The organism is Aggregatibacter actinomycetemcomitans DSM 8324 (genome assembly GCF_000372365.1).
GTDB lineage: Bacteria > Pseudomonadota > Gammaproteobacteria > Enterobacterales > Pasteurellaceae > Aggregatibacter > Aggregatibacter actinomycetemcomitans.
Genome location: NZ_AQUU01000010.1, coordinates 20,081 through 35,270 on the forward strand (window position 1 = coordinate 20,081; position 15,190 = coordinate 35,270).

The 15,190-nt window shown below is 46.1% G+C and carries 9 protein-coding genes; 8 read left to right on the forward strand and 1 reads right to left on the reverse strand.

Going from position 1 to position 15,190, the window contains the following annotated elements; all coding sequences use genetic code 11:
- Nucleotides 1-72 precede the first annotated feature (72 nt).
- From A3CS_RS0106720 to ppx, 5 genes are all read left to right on the forward strand, one after another.
- On the forward strand, nt 73-2,574 hold the full coding sequence (locus A3CS_RS0106720; RefSeq protein WP_005546964.1) for a class I adenylate cyclase: 2,502 nt from the start codon (nt 73-75) through the stop codon (nt 2,572-2,574).
- 9 nt (nt 2,575-2,583) lie between these two features.
- A complete protein-coding gene (locus A3CS_RS0106725; RefSeq protein ID WP_005546963.1) occupies nt 2,584-3,213 on the forward strand; it encodes a response regulator in 630 nt (209 codons plus the stop codon).
- 66 nt (nt 3,214-3,279) lie between these two features.
- On the forward strand, nt 3,280-5,139 hold the full coding sequence (gene tamA, locus A3CS_RS0106730) for an autotransporter assembly complex protein TamA (protein ID WP_005574348.1): 1,860 nt from the start codon (nt 3,280-3,282) through the stop codon (nt 5,137-5,139).
- Between the two features lie 27 nt (nt 5,140-5,166).
- Nucleotides 5,167-9,048: an autotransporter assembly complex protein TamB gene (gene tamB, locus A3CS_RS0106735; RefSeq protein WP_019518345.1), complete on the forward strand. Its 3,882-nt coding sequence runs from the start codon at nt 5,167-5,169 to the stop codon at nt 9,046-9,048.
- Nucleotides 9,049-9,050: 2 nt separating this feature from the next.
- Nucleotides 9,051-10,598: an exopolyphosphatase gene (gene ppx, locus A3CS_RS0106740; protein WP_005546956.1), complete on the forward strand. Its 1,548-nt coding sequence runs from the start codon at nt 9,051-9,053 to the stop codon at nt 10,596-10,598.
- Nucleotides 10,599-10,662: 64 nt separating this feature from the next.
- On the opposite strand, the gene pckA is transcribed toward ppx, so the two are convergent.
- On the reverse strand, nt 10,663-12,279 hold the full coding sequence (gene pckA / locus A3CS_RS0106745; RefSeq protein ID WP_005546953.1) for a phosphoenolpyruvate carboxykinase (ATP): 1,617 nt from the start codon (nt 12,277-12,279) through the stop codon (nt 10,663-10,665).
- 257 nt (nt 12,280-12,536) lie between these two features.
- Here pckA and A3CS_RS0106750 point away from each other — a divergent pair, with 257 nt between their 5' ends.
- The 3 genes from A3CS_RS0106750 (at nt 12,537) to hemE (ending at nt 15,182) form a co-directional block, all read left to right on the forward strand.
- The gene (locus tag A3CS_RS0106750; protein ID WP_005546951.1) at nt 12,537-13,181 is read left to right on the forward strand and encodes a hypothetical protein; all 645 of its coding nucleotides are present in this window, start codon (nt 12,537-12,539) and stop codon (nt 13,179-13,181) included.
- 138 nt (nt 13,182-13,319) lie between these two features.
- The gene (nudC, locus tag A3CS_RS01000000110980) at nt 13,320-14,105 is read left to right on the forward strand and encodes an NAD(+) diphosphatase (RefSeq protein ID WP_032995967.1); all 786 of its coding nucleotides are present in this window, start codon (nt 13,320-13,322) and stop codon (nt 14,103-14,105) included.
- Nucleotides 14,106-14,117: 12 nt separating this feature from the next.
- Nucleotides 14,118-15,182, forward strand: a complete 1,065-nt coding sequence (hemE, locus tag A3CS_RS0106760; protein WP_005546946.1) for a uroporphyrinogen decarboxylase — start codon at nt 14,118-14,120, stop codon at nt 15,180-15,182.
- Nucleotides 15,183-15,190 lie beyond the last annotated feature (8 nt).

Sequence of the window (15,190 nt, forward strand, 5' to 3'; positions counted from 1 at the left end):
TGCTTTCGCGACATTACGATGGTAGAGTAAGCGCCAACTCAGTATTGCCGTTGTCACAGGTTAGGATATTACTTGAAGCTTGATCTCAATAAAGCCAGAAAACGCGTGGATTATTTAGATAAACTTCGCATTCAGCGCGCTCTATCCGATACGCCTGAATCCTTTCAACAAGTATTCCGCCTGATTCCGCTGTTGCTCCATTTTAACCACCCCGATTTGCCCGGCTACATTGCTGATGCGCCGTGCGGTATTGTGCATTTCGTCGCTAATAAATTTCAGCAGAATTATCTCAAACACAATTATGCCCCTGACAGCGTAAAAAACATTTTAAAATCCCACCGCACTTTTCACGAACGGGCGATTCTCGGCGTGTATGTGATGGGCAGTATCGCCTCCATTGCGCAAACGCCTTCTTCTGATTTGGACATTTGGCTTTGTCATCGGGAAGATTTAAGTGCGCAATCCCGCCAATTATTACAACAAAAAATCGAATTGATTCAACAATGGGCAAAACGGTTTCATGTGGAAATCAATTTCTATCTAATGGATCAAAAACGCTTCCGTTGCTTTCATGACACCGAACCCGTCGGCATTGAGAATTGCGGTTCGGCGCAATATATGTTGTTGCTTGATGAATTTTATCGCTCCGCCATTCGTCTCGCGGGTAAACCCTTGTTATGGCTACATTTAGCCGTTGAAAACGAAGCGGATTACGAAGCGGAAATCGAGCGTCTGGCACAAAATGGCGAGCTGGATTTAAATGATTGGGTGGATTTCGGCGGATTAGGCACTTTATCGGCAAATGAATATTTCGGCGCCAGCCTCTGGCAGTTGTACAAAGGGATTGATTATCCGTATAAATCCCTGCTCAAAATTTTATTGTTGGAGGCTTATTCGCACGATTATCCGAACACCTTTTTAATTTCCCGCGAATTCAAACAGGCGCTACTGAGCAATCAGCTTAAAGTTGAACACAAATTTGACGCTTATCTTGCCATGTTGCAACGGGTAACCGCCTATTTAACCCGGCAAAAGGAATTCAAGCGCTTAGATTTCGTGCGTTGCTGTTTTTATATCAAAGTGCATGAAAATGAAGTGGGGCCGGAACAAAGCAACTGGCGTCTGGACGAATTACTCAAACTCACCCAGCAATGGGGCTGGAAGTGCGGTCAGCTGGAGCACTTAAATCACCGTGCCCAGTGGAAAATCAAGCAAACCATCAAAGTACATAACGATTTGATTAAATTTCTGATGTTAAGTTATCGCAATTTGGTGAATTTTGCCCGCAAACATCAGGTCAATGCCAGCATTATGCCGCAAGATATGAGCATATTAACCCGCAAGCTCTATACCGCATTTGAAGAGCTGCCGAGCAAAGTGACCTTGCTTAACCCGCAACTTGCGGTGGATTTGTCGGAAAAATACCTGACCTTCATTGAAGTGAAAAACAACCGCCACTTTAGAGACGGCTGGTATCTCGTCAACCAAACGCCGACGGTGCAAGGTTTTAGCCGACCGCGTTACACGGAATATAATGAAAGCCTGAACAAATTGGTGGCATGGGGATACTTCAACCGCCTGCTGACCGCCAACACCGAATTATTCATTACCAGCAAAAACGTGGATCTGAAAACCTTACGCCAATACGTCACCGATTTACGTTTAGCTTTCCCGCTGGAAAACCGATTCGCCAATAATTCCGAGCTGAGCCATCCTTGTGAAATTCGTAATCTGGCGGTCATCGTCAACTTAACGCAGGATCCGACCCGTCATTTAACGGAAGTCAAATCCAGCATTCAATCCAGTGATTTATTCAGTTTCGGACCGAATGAAGAAAGTTTGGTGGGCAGCATTGATCTCACTTATCGCAATGTGTGGAATGAAATCCGCACGTTACACTTTGAAGGGGCAAATGCGATTTTATTGGCGTTAAAAGTGCTTTCCAACAAAATCTATCGTGGCGCGCCGTTGCCGCAACAGGTTCAGGTATTCTGTTACAGCCGTTATTATCGCCACGCCTTGCGCCGCATCGTAACCACCCTGATTAACAAATGTATCAGCATCCAAGTGGGTACCGCCGAACCGCCGAAAAATAACCTGTTACGTGTTGCCGGCAAAAACTGGCAATTCTTCTTTGAAGAACGCGGCATCAGCCTGCAGGAAATTCATCATGCGGACATCGGAAAAACGCACCAATTAGACACCGCACTTAATGCCAAAGTCAAAGCGACAGAGCCGAAAATCGTCAAACTGCAGAAATACCCGCACGAGATTGACATGTTCGCCAGCGAGGGCTTCCTGCAATTTTTCTTTGAAGATAACGCGAACGGCAGCTTTAACGTGTACATTCTCGACGAACTGAATCGAATTGAAATTTATCGCAACTGCGACGGCACGAAAGAGAAAAAAATTCATGAGATAAACCGAATTTATCAGTTATCCGGCTTGGATGAAAATGACAATCCGTATAAAATCGTGCAACGTGATTTTAACTACCCGCAATTTTATCAACTCGTCACGACCAAAGAAGGCACGACCATCGTTCCGTTCCATAGTCGCTTGGCTTTATCCTAAAGGTTTTATATGACTGATAAATTAAAAGTATTAATTATTGATGACCATCCGTTAATGCGTCGCGGAATCAAACAACTCGTTGAGCTGGAAGAGGGTTTTGAATTTGTCGGTGGTGCAGGGAACGGCACTGAAGGCATTAATCTGGCATTACAAACCTCGCCCGATTTGATTATTTTAGATCTGAACATGAAAGGGCTTTCCGGGTTGGATACGCTTAAAGCATTGAGAGCGGAAGGCGTGGATGCACGCATCGTGATTTTAACCGTTTCCGATGCCAAAAATGACATTTTCACGTTGATTGATGCCGGCGCGGACGGTTATTTATTGAAAGACACCGAGCCCGATACTTTGCTTTCTCAGCTGAAACGAATCGCCCGGGGGGAAGTGATTTTAAGCGATTCCATCAAAAATTTATTGCTGGAACGTCAATCTGCTCAAGAACCCATTTATTCCCTCACCGATCGCGAAATGGGCGTACTACGTTTAATCGCCACCGGGCTTTCCAACAAGCAAATTGCAGGACAATTATTCATTTCGGAAGAAACGGTAAAAGTGCATATTCGCAATTTGTTACGCAAATTGAACGTCCATTCCCGTGTTGCGGCAACCGTATTATATTTTGAACATAAAAACGGTTAAGCCCGTTTATTGAATCTACCTTCCAAATAGCCGGCATGATTGTCGGCTATTTTTTATGGAAAACCCTTGACCGACCTCAGAAAATATTTTGGAAATCCACCGCACTTTGCATTGCAGGGCTTTAGCCTAACGGGTACACTACTGGCGTTTGATTTTGAGGTAAATATGAAGCAATCGGGCAATCGGATAACACATTGGGCAGCCAAGACAATTTTCATTTTTTGTTTTCTTTGGCATCCGTCAGTATGTGCGGAACATCTCGTTGATTTGCAAGTCAGCGGCATCAAAAACGAAAAATTAAATGAAAACGTGCAGATTTATACCAATGCCATAGAAAAAGAAGACATGGACGGTTCCGATCGTTATCAGGAATCCGTTCGTCAGGCGGTGGATAAAGGCTTGCGTGCTTTCGGTTATTACGAAAGTGCGGTCAGTTTTGAACTCAAAAATCGCGCCAAGCCCAATAAACCCTTATTAATCACTCACGTCACCGTCGGCAATCCGGTGAAAATCGCCGCCACTGACGTGGTTATCAGCGGACAGGCGGAAGAAGATCCCGAATTTGCCAAGCTGGAAAGAAAAGTGCCGAAACCGGGCACAGTGCTGAATCACGAAACCTACGACGATTACAAAAGTTCGTTGCAACAACTCGCCTTAACACGCGGCTATTTCGACGCGGGGTTTGAAACCTCACGATTGGAAGTCATGCCTTCCACTTATCAAGCCTGGTGGAAGCTCGACTTTAATTCCAAAGCACGTTACCACTACGGCAAAATTCATTTCCAACACGCGCAAATTCGCGAAGATTATTTGCGCAATATGCTGAATATTCAGCCCGGTGAAGACTACTTACTCAGCGATCTTTCCACGCTGACCAATAATTATTCTTCCACCAACTGGTTTAGCTCGGTGCTGTTACAACCGCATTTGGACGATGAAAATAAATTGGTCGATCTGGACGTATTGCTTTATCCGCGCAAGAAAAACATCATGAGCGTGGGTGTCGGTTATTCCACCGATGTAGGTCCGCGCCTGCAATGGAGCTGGACCAAGCCCTGGATTAACGCTCGCGGGCATAGCGTAAGAAGCAATATGTATATTTCTTCGCCAAAACAGACATTGGAACTCACGTACAAACACCCTTTATTGAAAAATCCGCTGAATTATTACTACGAATATTCCGCCGGTTTCGAAAATGAAAATACAAACGACACCAAAACCACCGCCTCTACCCTTGCCGCCTTGCGCTACTGGAATCATCCGACGGGCTGGCAATACTCGCTGGGGTTACGGGTGCGCCATGATTCTTTTACCCAAGCGGAAATCAGCGATAAAACCTTACTCATCTACCCAACAACCTCCCTCACCCGCACCCGGTTACGAGGCGGCGCGTTTCCCGATTGGGGCGATTCACAACGTATCACGTTTGATTTCGGGCGCAAGTTTTGGCTATCCGACGTGGATTTCTGGAAAATTCAGGCATCCACCGCATGGATTCGAACCTACGCGCAAAATCACCGCTTCCTCACGCGATTAGAAGCCGGCGTGTTAAATACCGCCAGCATTCACCGCATTCCGCCTTCTTTACGTTTCTTCGCCGGTGGCGATCGTAGCGTGCGTGGCTACAGCTATAAAAAAATCTCACCGAAAGATCGTAACGGCAAACTCATCGGCGGTTCGCGCTTACTTACCGGTTCCATCGAATATCAATATCAGGTTTATCCGGATTGGTGGCTTGCCACCTTCGTGGACAGCGGGCTGGCGGCAAATTCGTTTGATATGAACGAATTGCGTTATGGCACGGGCGTAGGTGTGCGTTGGGCATCGCCGGTAGGCGCGATTAAATTTGATATTGCCACGCCGGTGCACGATAAAGACAACAGCAAAAATATTCAATTTTATATCGGGTTAGGTTCCGAGCTATAACCAGGATCAGCGAGAACGGATAATGAAATGACAGAACACACGGAACAAGCACCGCAAACCCCTGCACCAAAAACGAAAAAAAGCAAATGGCATCGCCGTCTCTGCGCCGTAAGTGCGGTCGTTTTTTTTGCTGTTTTTGCCCTGTTGGGTATGCTTGCCACAGAAAACGGGCAGCATAAACTGATTCAGTGGGCGGATGATTTCACAGATGCCCTTTCCATTAAACGGATAGAAGGCAATTTGAGCGAAGGTCTGGTGCTAACCAATGTACGTTTCCAAACGCAGGGCATCGGCGTCCAGGTAAACCAAGCCCGCCTGCAAATGCAATTAAGCTGCTTATGGAAATTAAAGGTTTGCGTTGATGACATCAGCCTGCAACAACCCGGTATTCAAATTGATACCGCCCTATTGCCGCCGTCGGGGCAAAAGCTCAAAGAAAGCGCACCGATGAAGCGTATTTCCCTACCGATCTCCGTGCAGGTCAATCAGCTTGCCGTGAAAGATTTGAGCTTGCTGATTGACAAAAACCAAATGCACTTGGCGACATTTCACACCGCCGCCGGTTTAAATAATGAAACGGGGATCACCTTATCGCCAACTCAAATCGACGATTTTCGTTTTGTTCAACAGCTGACTGAAAACACGTCACAGAAAGCCGAGGCTAAATCGGCAGACACCGCAGCAAGCCCGCCGATTAACTGGGAAAAACTGGAACAGGATCTTAGCCGTCCGTTACTTGCCGATTTACCAAAAATAGACTTGCCCTTTGATATGCACGTTCAAGGCATTAGCGGAAAAAACTGGCAATATCAACTGATTAACGATAAACAGGAAACCCTGCAAGACATTCTGGTTTCTTCTGTCGAACTGCAAGCCGACGCAACGGATTATACGGTGCAGTTACAAAAATTTGACGTAAAAAGCTCTCTCGGTGGTTTAACGGCAAGTGGGCAAATGCAGCTCAGCGAAGATTTCCCGTTGCAATTTAAATTATTAGGCGATTTCAACACCTTCAGACACAATAATAACGTGTTGCTTCCTGCAAGCAAAATCGATCTAACGCTTTCAGGATCGCTGAAAAAAAAGACCGCACTTTCCCTGCAAACCCAAGGTGCGTTAGAAGCGACACTGGAAGCGCAGGCACAACCTGCTGCGCCGAAACTGCCGTTAACGCTGCACTTCACTGCCGACAAAGCACAATACCCGTTTAACAATAAAGATCCGCTGCAAATTAACGATCTGGTGTTGGATATTGAAGGAGATTTACTGACGGCACAAGTGAACTTAAAAAGTGCGGTCAGTGGCATGGGAATTCCAACCAACACTCTTAAATTACAGGCAGTTAGCCATTTATCCAATGTGGAAATTCAGCGTCTCTTGCTTAACGCGTTAAGTGGTTCGGCAGAATTACAAGGCAATTTGAACTGGCGTGACGGCATTGCCTGGGACAGCCATTTACAGTTGGAGAAAATCAATGTGGGCAAATATTTATCCGCCTTCCCGGCCCAGTTATCAGGCAAATTAAGCTCGCAAGGCAAAGCCAATCAAAGCGGTTGGCAGGTTGCCGTGCCGGAATTGGATATTCAAGGTACGCTGTCCCAACGCCCGCTGAACCTGAAAGGCAATTTCACTGCGGGCAATCAGCAGTTGCTCAATATCCCGCAGTTATTGCTCACTTATGGCGACAATAAAATTGAGGCGCAGGGCCATCTCGGTGATACATCGGATTTTAACCTGGACATTAATGCGCCGAATTTACAGGGCTTGTGGGCGGATTTATCGGCGGGTTTGAAAGGCAACGTAAAATTAAACGGCAGCATCGCCCGACCAAGCATTCATGCGGATTTAACCGCAAGCCGCTTTGCATTACAACACATGCGCCTGAACCAAGCCCTGATTAAAGGCGAAATCAACAGCGCGGAACAAATTAGCGGTCAGCTTGAAGTGAATTTAAACGGCTTTAATTACGATGACATCAAAGTAAATCAGCTCAAATTGACGGCAAACGGCGACGAACAAAAACACAGTTTGCAGCTACAATCGGACGGCACCCCTGTGGCGACCAACTTAAATTTCACCGGAAATTTCAACCGCACTTTACAGCAATGGAAAGGCACGTTGAGCCAAATAATGATTAAATCGGAATTCGGTAACCTGCAAACCAACAAAAATGTTGCCGTCACTTACAACAATAAAACCACCGAAGCCACTATTTCTGCGCACTGCTGGATACACAGCCACGCGGATTTATGTTTCCCGCAAAGCTTTAACGTGGGCGCAAACGGTGAAGTGCCGTTTGATATTAAGCGCTTTAATCTGGCTTTCATCAATAAACTGCTAGAACAGGAACTACTCAGCGGTCAGCTAAACAGTCAGGGCAAAGTGGCTTGGTTTACCGATAAGCCGTTACAGGCTGAGTTACAACTTAACGGCAATCATGTGTCGCTAACGCAAAAGGTGGATCGTAAAACCTTCCGCCTGGCAATTCCGCAAATCGGTTTAAATGCCAATTTAGCCAACAATAACCTGGCGCTGAAATCCGATATTAATCTTCAGGATCAAGGACGAATCGGCGCCGATTTGAAACTATCGGATATTGCCAATGCCCGTGAGTTGGGCGGTACATTCAGCATTCAAAACCTGAATTTGAATCTGGTGAATCAACTGCTTAACCGTGATGAACAGGTTAATGGCGCGCTGAGAGCCAATCTCACCCTCGGCGGCAGTTTAACCGCGCCGACCCTCAACGGCGATGTTAATCTAAACAAACTTACTGCCAAAATACGCGCATTGCCTTTTGATATTACCGAAAGTGAGCTGACGCTACTTTTTACCGGCACCGGCTCCACCCTGAAAGGGTATGTACAAACTGCCGACAGCCGTTTACACCTGAGCGGTGAGGCAAATTGGAAAAATGTGAATGACTGGCGTACCCGTTTACACGCCGAGGCGGATAAATTTAAAGTGGATATTCCGTCTATGGCAAGACTGAGAATCAGCCCGAATATCGACATCAGTGCGACACCGAAGCTGTTGGAACTTTCCGGCAATATTGATATTCCTTGGGCACGCATTGCCATTGAAAACCTGCCGGACAGTGCAGTGGCGGTCAGCTCCGATGAAGTGATTTTAAATGGCAATAAGAAGAGTACTCTGCCGAAAACATTGCCGAGCGAAACCCAAAGCGGCATGGCAATTCGTTCTGATTTAAGAATCAATATCGGCGATGATGTCAGTTTAAATGCCTATGGCTTGAAAACCCATCTCCACGGGTTGCTCTCGGTGAAACAGGAAAAGGGCAATTTGGGGCTTTACGGCGAGGTCAACCTGAAGAACGGTCGCTACGCCTCTTTCGGGCAGGATTTAATTATTCGTAAAGGGCTCATCAGTTTTGTCGGTCAACCGTCGCAACCGATGCTGAATATTGAAGCAATTCGTAATCCGGAAGCCATGGAAGACGCAAGCGTTACTGCCGGTGTGAAAGTGAATGGTATAGCGACCGCACCCAGTGTAACCATTTTCTCCGAACCGGGAATGCCGCAGGATCAGGCACTATCTTATATTTTAACAGGCCGCTCCTTAGAAAACAGCGGCGATACCGCTTCCAGCGGTTCTGTAGGCGCCGCTTTGCTCGGCATGGGGCTCGCTAAAAGCGGTAATGTGGTCGGGGGAATCGGAAAAGCCTTTGGTATCAAAGATCTGAACCTAAGTACCGCCGGGGTGGGCGACAGATCTAAAGTAGTGGTCAGCGGCACCATTACACCGCGCTTACAGGTAAAATACGGCGTTGGGTTATTTGACGGTTTAGCCGAAGTGACCCTGCGTTACCGATTATTGCCGCAACTTTATGTTCAATCCGTTTCGGGTGTTAATCAAGCCTTTGATCTACTCTATCAATTTGAATTTTAATTATGAATAACGAAAATTTACTAAAGAAAGCTAACGAACTCTACGCCCGACGTGGCGAGGTGCGTGAAATCGCCGCGATCGACTTAGGTTCCAACAGCTTTCATATGATCATCGCCCGCATCGTCAACGGCACGTTACAGGTGCTATCCCGTCTGAAACAGAAAGTCCAGCTTGCGGAAGGCTTGGATGAAAACCAAGTGTTAAGCCAGGCAGCAATTGAACGCGGGGTAAATTGTCTGGCGTTATTTGCCGAACGCTTGCAGGGATTTTCTGCCGAAAACGTGAGCGTCGTCGGCACTTACACCTTACGACGCGCGGTAAATAACGACGTGTTTTTACGCCAAGCCGCCAACGTATTTCCTTATCAAATTAATATTATCAGCGGCAAAACCGAAGCCAAAACCATCTACGCCGGCGTTTGCCACACCCAACCGGAAACCGGACGTAAATTCGTTATTGATATTGGCGGCGGTTCAACAGAGATGATTATCGGCGATAATTTCACGCCGTTAATTTACGAAAGCCGTCATGTGGGCTGCGTCAGTTTTGCGAAAAAATTCTTTCCGAACGGCGAAATCAGCGCGGAAAATTTCCGGCAAGCAAAACAAAGTGCATTGAATAAAATTGAAGATCTCGCCTGGGAATACCGTAACCTGGGTTGGCAATCGGTGCTGGGTTCATCAGGGACAATCAAAACCGTACACCAAGTAATTTACGAAAATATCGATCCCAACGGCACCATCACGGCACCGCGCTTAGACCAATTGATTGAACAAACCTTACAATACTCTCATTTTAACCAACTGAAATTTAATGGCTTAAATCCTGACCGTGCCGATGTTTTTGTGCCAGGATTAGCGATTTTAAGCGCGGTTTTTGAAAATTTTCACATTGAAAAAATGCGCTATTCCGACGGCGCATTGCGCGAAGGCGTAATGTACAGCCTGGAGCAAAATTTTCAGGTCAACAATATTCGGGAACGTACGGCACTGGGTTTGGCGGAGCAATTTAATATCGATCAGGCACAGGCAGAGCGGGTGTATCAAAGCGCGGTTTTATTGTTTAATCAATATAATGCCTGGCAAAACACCGAGCTAATTCCGGAAATGCAGGATGTGCTTTTTTGGGCGGCGCGTTTGCATGAAGTGGGCATTGTGATTAACCATAAAGCTATGCAGAAACATTCCGCATACATTTTATACAACACGGAACTGCCCGGCTTTGACAACGAACAGCATCGCCTGCTTTCTACCCTGGTGCGCTATCATATCGGCAACTTTAAACTGCCGGATATGTTCAAGTTTTCCCGCTATAACGAAAAAGACGTTTTAGCCCTCATCCGTATTTTACGTTTGGCGGCGATTATTAACCGCTCCCGTCAAGCCACCGAGAAAACCGAAAAAATCATCTTGAAAAACGACCGCACTTTTAGCAACTGGCAGTTGGAATTTGAAACGGATTATTTAACCCATAACCCGTTACTGAAAAATGATTTGGCATTGGAAAATCGTTTTTTACAAACCTTGGAATTAAGCCTGTCGGCACGTTGATTTTCGTGATAAATAAAAAACCCCCGTTACATCATATAACGGGGATTTTTGTTATATAAGCCGATTACGCTTTGGGACCGGCAGAAATTAAGGCTTTGCCTTCTGCATTGGTAGCGTATTTTTCGAAGTTCTTCACAAAACGACCGGCAAGATCTTTCGCTTTGGCTTCCCATTGCGCTTTATCGGCATAAGTATCACGCGGATCTAAAATAGCCGGATCAACGCCGGGTAATGCCTTAGGAATTGCCAAATTGAAGATTGGTAACTCACTCATTTGCGCTTTTTCGATAGAACCGTCTAAGATGGCGTCGATAATACCCCGGGTATCTTTAATGGAGATACGTTTGCCCGTGCCGTTCCAACCGGTGTTCACCAAATAGGCTTCCGCACCTGCCGCTTGCATACGTTTTACCAACACTTCCGCATATTGGGTTGGGTGTAAGGTTAAGAACGCCGCACCGAAACAAGCGGAGAAGGTTGGGGTCGGTTCGGTAATACCACGTTCAGTACCGGCTAATTTCGCAGTGAAACCGGATAAGAAGTAGTATTTGGTTTGTTCCGGTGTCAATTTAGATACCGGCGGCAACACGCCGAAAGCGTCAGCGGTTAAGAAAATCACTTTAGTAGCGTGACCTGCGCGGGAAACCGGTTTAACGATGTTATCGATGTGATAAATCGGATAGGAAACGCGGGTGTTTTCGGTTTTGGAACCGTCATCGAAATCCACTGAACCGTCTGCACGCACCACTACGTTTTCTAATAAGGCATCACGACGGATTGCGCGATAAATATCCGGTTCGTTTTCTTCGGAAAGGTGAATGGTTTTCGCGTAACAACCACCTTCAAAGTTGAAGATACCCACATCATCCCAACCGTGTTCATCATCACCGATTAGCTCACGTTTCGGATCGGTAGAAAGGGTGGTTTTACCGGTGCCGGACAAGCCGAAGAACACAGCAACATCACCGTCTTTGCCTACGTTAGCGGAACAGTGCATTGCGCCCACGCCTTTTAGCGGCAGGAAGTAGTTCATCATGGAGAACATACCTTTCTTCATTTCACCGCCGTACCAAGTGCCGCCGATTAATTGAATGCGTTCGGTTAAGTTAAACGCCACGAAGTTTTCGGAATTCAAGCCTTGTTCTTTCCAGTTCGGGTTGGTGCATTTAGAACCGTTCATCACCACGAAACTTGGTTTGAAATCTTTTAATTCGGCGTCTGTCGGACGAATAAACATATTTTTCACGAAATGCGCCTGCCATGCCACTTCAGTCACGATACGCACCGCAATACGGTCTTTTTCGCTGGCACCGCAGAAGCCGTCAATCACGAATAAGCGTTTGCCGGAAAGTTCTTTGGTGACGATGTCTTTTAAACTTGCCCAGGTTTCTTGGGTCATCGGTTTATTATCGTTTTTCGCCGCGTCGGAAGTCCACCATACGGTGTCTTTGGTGGTATCATCTAAAACAATATATTTATCCTTAGGAGAACGTCCGGTAAAAATGCCGGTATCCACAGCGACCGCGCCGGTGGTGGTGACGGTGCCTTTTTCGAAACCTTCCAAGCCCGGTTTGGTTTCTTCTTCAAAAAGTTGTTCATAACTTGGGTTATAAACCACTTCTTTTACATTATGAATGCCAATTGCCTCAAGCTCTTTAACTACGTTGTTTACATCTGTCATATACTTCACCTCATTGTGTTAAAAGTTAAAAATTGGACAACATTCTATGAAAATTTCTCCCTAAAAACTGTTAGCTTGATCAAATATTTGAACATTGCTTTATTTTTTATTGCATTTTAGGTAAATTTACCCGCCGATTTGAGAAGCATTTTCGCTCTATTAAAAATAACGCAAAAAACCACCGCACTTTCAATGGGAACTTATGATTTAGCGCCCGTTCTAAGTAACACAATGATCAACCACCCGGAAGGAATAGCATGAAATTACGCAAAACCTTTTTACTTGTCGCTTTACTTTACTTTCCCGCCGCGTGGGCTGCAGACCTTGCCGGTTTAAACATCAAATACAGTTCCAATTATTTAATGCCGGCTTATGTACATTTCAAATCGGACGGCTTTGAATATACAATTAAAGCTAACATTAACGTGCCTTTATACAACATTCAGTTCACCTCCAAAGGTACGCAAAGTAGCAACTTTTTCAATATGTTAAGTTATCAAGACACGCGTAACAACAAACCTTATGCAAAAGCCAAAATCGCCAATCATAAAATCGAATACGGCAAAGTAAAAAACGGCTTAAAAACCGAAGATTTAACCTTGCCGACCTATGATTTATTCACTGTGGCATTCCAGCTCAGTTATTATGATAAACTGCCGAACAGCTTCCAAATCACCAACGGCAAAAAACTCTACCCAATGGAAAATGTAGTGCTGAACACCAGCAAGAAACAGGTTAAATATAACAAACAAGAGGTGACCGAAATCACCTACAAATTCAAAACCGGCGATAAAGACATTATGGTGAAAAAACACGAGGGAGAAAAATTCCCTCGCTTTATTTCCTACAATCGCGACGGCGATAAGTACGAACTCACCTTCAGCGAGTTTGTGAAAGACTAAAATTTTATCGAAAAACAAGGCCGCCTGAATAAAAAAATTGACTTTTTATTGAAAAGTGCGATCACAAAAAACAACGTTTTTTTAAATCGGGTGAATAAAAATTTATGTATTTTTCACGCAGTTAAACAGGTGCTAAAAATGGACGCTATTCAGCCTGAAGATAAGGGCTTTTGGCTTTTCACTCAGGGATCAACAATACATTTAATTGACGGCAAGCTTCCTTTCGGCAATGCCGCCGAACTGGGTTTCGTCGGGCTTCATGCTATGCGCATCGGCGAATGGCTGGAGCAACCGTTATATTTGGTGGAAACCCAACCGAACGACAACCGCACCTATTTTTCTTTACGCGATCAACTGCCGCTGCCGCAAGCGCAATTTAATCTGTTGAGCTGCGGCGTGGAGTTAAATCATTTCTATCAGACCCATCAATTCTGCGGAAAGTGCGGTGGAAAAACCGAGCAAATGCAGGAGGAATGGGCGGTAAAATGCCGTGCCTGCGGTTTTCATACCTATCCCGTCATTTGCCCTTCCATTATCGTTGCAGTACGACACGATTCACAAATCCTGCTGGCAAATCATATGCGCCACAAAGGCGGCATTTACACCACGTTGGCGGGTTTTGTGGAAGTAGGCGAAACCTTTGAGGATGCGGTACATCGCGAAATTTGGGAGGAAACCCAAATCAAAGTAAAAAATTTGCGTTATTTCGGCAGCCAGCCTTGGGCGTTTCCTAATTCGCAAATGGTGGGTTTTTTAGCCGATTATGAAGGCGGCGAGATTACTATTCAGCGTGAAGAACTTTATGACGCACAATGGTTTGATTGCGACCAACCGTTGCCCGAACTGCCACCGCGCGGCACCATCGCACGCAAATTGATTGAAACCACACTTGAATTGTGTAAACAGTATAAAAATAAACCATGATAAGGAACGGGTATGACTACATTGAAAAATGATCGTTATTTGAGAGCGTTGCTACGCCAACCGGTGGATATGACGCCGATTTGGATGATGCGTCAGGCGGGACGCTATTTGCCGGAATATAAGGCGACCCGTGCACAGGCAGGCGATTTTATGTCCCTGTGCCGCAATGCGGAATTGGCGTGTGAGGTGACGCTACAGCCATTGCGTCGCTATGATTTGGACGCGGCGATTTTATTTTCCGATATTTTAACGATTCCTGACGCCATGGGGCTGGGATTAAGCTTTGGTGCAGGGGAAGGACCGAAATTTGAACGGGTTATCGACAGCAAAAGTGCGGTGGAAAATTTACCCGTTCCTGACCCGGAACAGGAGCTGCAATATGTAATGAACGCCGTGCGCACTATTCGCCGTGAACTGAAAGGTGAGGTGCCGCTCATCGGTTTTTCCGGTAGCCCGTGGACATTGGCGACCTACATAGTGGAAGGCGGTTCTTCCAAAGCCTTCACAAAAATTAAAAAAATGTTGTATGCCGAACCGCACTTATTGCACGCGTTGTTGGATAAACTTGCCGACAGCGTTATTTTGTATTTGAATGCACAAATTAAAGCGGGTGCGCAAGCGGTGATAGTGTTTGACACCTGGGGCGGCGTGTTGGCGCACCGCGATTATCCAGCATTTTCGCTGCACTATATGCACAAAATCGTGGACGGCTTAATTCGCGAACATGAAGAGCGTCGCGTGCCGGTCACGTTATTTACCAAAGGCGGCGGACTCTGGCTGGAAGCCATTGCCGACACCGGCTGTGATGCGGTGGGGCTGGACTGGACGGTGGACATCGCCGAAGCCCGTCGTCGTGTGGGGCATAAAGTAGCGCTGCAAGGCAATTTGGATCCGAGCGTGTTGTACGCACCGGCAAACCGAATTGAAGATGAAGTGCGGTCAATTTTGGCGGCGTTTGGTGCGGGCAACGGCCATGTGTTTAACCTCGGTCACGGCATTCATCAGGATGTGCCGGTAGAAAGTCCGAAACGGTTGGTAGACGCAGTACATCAGCTGTCTCAGCCTTATCATCTCTAAAGTGCGGT

Excerpts from the sequence above, each read along its gene's own strand:
- A3CS_RS0106725 (WP_005546963.1), top strand. The coding sequence starts at position 2,584 with ATGACTGATAAATTAAAAGTATTAATTATTGATGACCATCCGTTAATG.
- pckA (WP_005546953.1), bottom strand. The coding sequence starts at position 12,279 with ATGACAGATGTAAACAACGTAGTTAAAGAGCTTGAGGCAATTGGCATT.
- ppx (WP_005546956.1), top strand. The coding sequence starts at position 9,051 with ATGAATAACGAAAATTTACTAAAGAAAGCTAACGAACTCTACGCCCGA.
- A3CS_RS0106750 (WP_005546951.1), top strand. The coding sequence starts at position 12,537 with ATGAAATTACGCAAAACCTTTTTACTTGTCGCTTTACTTTACTTTCCC.
- tamB (WP_019518345.1), top strand. The coding sequence starts at position 5,167 with ATGACAGAACACACGGAACAAGCACCGCAAACCCCTGCACCAAAAACG.
- hemE (WP_005546946.1), top strand. The coding sequence starts at position 14,118 with ATGACTACATTGAAAAATGATCGTTATTTGAGAGCGTTGCTACGCCAA.
- nudC (WP_032995967.1), top strand. The coding sequence starts at position 13,320 with ATGGACGCTATTCAGCCTGAAGATAAGGGCTTTTGGCTTTTCACTCAG.